The sequence below is a fragment of the Asaia sp. W19 genome, assembly GCF_003994335.1.
In the GTDB taxonomy this organism is placed as follows: domain Bacteria; phylum Pseudomonadota; class Alphaproteobacteria; order Acetobacterales; family Acetobacteraceae; genus Asaia.
In genome coordinates this window covers 1-3,007 of the sequence record NZ_PNQZ01000195.1, presented here as the reverse complement: position 1 = coordinate 3,007, position 3,007 = coordinate 1, and the positions used below count along the sequence as shown (strand labels likewise).

2 protein-coding genes are annotated in these 3,007 nt (G+C 58.3%); both read right to left on the bottom strand.

The features are described from left to right. Positions 1-116 precede the first annotated feature (116 nt). On the bottom strand, positions 117-1,628 hold the full coding sequence (locus C0V97_RS17935; protein WP_127103755.1) for a TonB-dependent siderophore receptor: 1,512 nt from the start codon (positions 1,626-1,628) through the stop codon (positions 117-119). Between the two features lie 150 nt (positions 1,629-1,778). Then, entirely contained in the window at positions 1,779-2,978 is a 1,200-nt protein-coding gene (locus C0V97_RS17930; protein ID WP_127102795.1) for a cyclopropane-fatty-acyl-phospholipid synthase family protein, read from the bottom strand. Between the last annotated feature and the right edge of the window lie 29 nt (positions 2,979-3,007).

Genomic DNA, 3,007 nt, shown 5'->3' with positions numbered 1-3,007 from the left:
GAAAGCTGATTAGCCCCGAAGGATTGTGAGTAATCACTGTAAAACGAGAGGGTCCGGAACGGCTGCCMCACCAATGCGGCGAAGGGGAGTGGTTTCGTATAGGAGGCATCGGTCGTTCAAACAAATGAAATCCCCCTGCCATAGTGCAGCCCGACCCACTGATAGCGCACACCGCCACTGGCAATCAGACTGCTGGTCAGGTGAATATTGTCCTTGAGATACCCCGAGGCGGAATTGATATTCTGCTGCAGATTGCTGTTCGCCGCATTCACGCGGCCGACGGGGGCCAGCCCACCATAGACCGGATTGGCCGGGAAGAATCCCCCCTGATTGGCTGACTGGTAGAAAGCGCCCTGGTTCTGGTTGCGGTTCTCGTAATCGATCCCAGCCGTGAGTTCGTGACGCATGCGCCATAACATGTGATCGGCCAGATAATCAAGCGCCACACTGCCATTCGCACGGATGGTCCCTCCATTGGCACGATACCGGCGCAACAGCACGCCTGTGCGGGGGGAGTAGCTCGATGGATCGGCCTGCCTGTCGTGATAATCGTCGCGGTTATACCCACCAGACAGACGCAGGCGGTCATGGGCGCCAAGGCGATAGCCTAAATGGCTCGCGACAAGGTGACGCGTGCCGAAAGAAGCGGTCCAGGGTTCGTCCACACGCTTTTGCGGGCCTGATATTGGATTATTCCCCATAAAGACAGCACCGCGATCGAGGACATTGTTGTAATCGACAAATTCATAGGCTAGCGCGCCATCCCAGCGCTCCTGACGCCAGCTCAGTGTCGGGGCCACGAGTATCTGCCTGTTGGAGCCGAAATTACGCCAGTAATTCTCGTTCCTGTAACTTCCGATCAGGCGGAAAGCGAACCTCTTCCCAAGCGGTCCGGTGACGTCGACATGGCCATTTCCGCCACCGAGTGAACTCCACTGTGTGCCGAACCCGCCGCCCCAGCGCCTAAAATCGGGCGCTTTTGTCACCACATTGATCACGCCGCCCGGCTCTTGCATCCCATAGAAAAGCGACGCTGGCCCCTTGAGTATCTCCACCCGCTCGGCGGTGTCGCCTTGATAATTACGCCCTATGGGCATGCGTATGCCATCGCGCAGGATCGATCCGTCATCGATCGCCCCGAAGCCACGTTTGACAAGGGCATCCTGCGTCCCGCCAAAATTATTGCCAATCGCCATGCCGGGCACATATTTGGCCATGTCTTCCATGGTCTGGGGCGAGAAATCAGCCAGAGTCTGACGGGTAACGACATTGGTTGTCTGCGTCTGCTGTAAAAAGGGTGTGGAACGCTTATCGCCCATGCTGCTGTCGGACGCGGCATAGCTTCCGCGCTCACCGATGACGGTCAGCACTTCATGGCGCCGACGGACTCGCCCGGCGCTCTCCTGCATGCGCCGCTGGCCTGCGAGGCTAGCGGCGACCCGTCCTGTCCTGCCCCCCTTGCGAAGCGAGGTATGGCCCACGCTGTCTGGGGCAACGCGGCTATCCTCCTCAACAGGTGCGTCGCGCGCCGAGGCATCAGGCGGCGCTAAGGCTCCAAGCGCTGCGATGAGGATGATACCGGGGCCAGGCAGGATCGCCCCACGATATGGGTTGCGAATGTTTCTCATTCGCTAATACGTGACATGAAATGTGACATAACGAAACCGTGAGTCGCGGTTTCGAGAGTCCATTCTTCTTAACAAATCATGACTAGGCCTGTTTGGGATCGTCGCTGACGCGCTTGCCGCCCGGGCTCGCGCGGTTCACTGCTCTTCACCTCAGGGTTGGCAAAGATAGTCCCGGGTCAGCGGTACGGCGTCGATATCGAGCGTGAGCTGAAGCTGAAAATTCATGTGCCCCTGCAGACGAAAGGAGAGTTCAGCGCCGACAAGATAAAATTCGAACATCCGGCAAAAGCGCTCATCGTAAAGCGCCTTGATCTGATCGCGATTTGCGGCGAAGCGTGCGCGCCAGTGCTTGATCGTCTTGGCGTAATGCAGACGCAGGATCTCGCAATCCGTCACCCAGAGGCCTGCACGCTCGACCGAGGGCAGAACCTCGCTCAAGGCCGGAGAATAGCCGCCAGGGAAGATGTACTTATCGATCCAGGGATTGGTCGAGCCCGGCTCATCCATGCGCCCTATCGAATGGATCAAAGCCACGCCGTCAGGCTTGAGCGCCTTGCGTACGGTGCGGAAATAGGTGTCGTAATGGCCGATCCCGACATGCTCGAACATGCCGACCGAGACGATACGATCATAGCGCCTGTCGAGCTTTCGGTAATCCATCAGCTTGAACGTGACCAGGCCCTCCAATCCCGCGGCACGGGCACGTTCACGCGCCACCTGCAGCTGCTCCTGGGAGAGCGTGATGCCTGTCACCTTGGCTCCGTAGTCGCGCGCAAGAGTCAGCGCCATGCCCCCCCAGCCACAGCCAATATCCAGCACATCGAGGCCGGGCCGGTCGAGCAGAAGCTTGGCGGCGATATGGCGCTTTTTCGCAAGCTGCGCTTCCTCCAGCGTCATGTCATCTGACGTGAAATAGGCGCAGGAATACTGACGGTCCTCATCGAGAAAGAGATCGTACAGCTTTCCGTTCAGATCATAGTGATGCGCGACATTGCGACGCGAACGCCGCTGCCCATTCAACTGCCTGAAGAACCGCGTGAGAAAACGGGCCTTTTCCTCAAAGCGACTGAGCATATGATGACTGTCGTGGATATTGAGCATGAGGACGCTCAACACATCCTCGAGCGTACAGTCGACCGAGACGATCGTGCCGTCCATCCAGCCCTCACCAAAAGCGAGACCTGAATTCAGCAGCAAGGCCCTGAGCGCCTTGTCCGTCTTGACATGAATGGCGGCGCTCGGGCCGGGACGCGTGCCTTTATAGAGGCGTTTTTCTCCGCTGGGCAGGATGACCTCAAATGCGCCGGCGCTTATGAATCGCTCCAGAACCCGGTCCAGCAGAAATATCATGGTCGATCCCGCTCTTTTTTCGTCAGTTC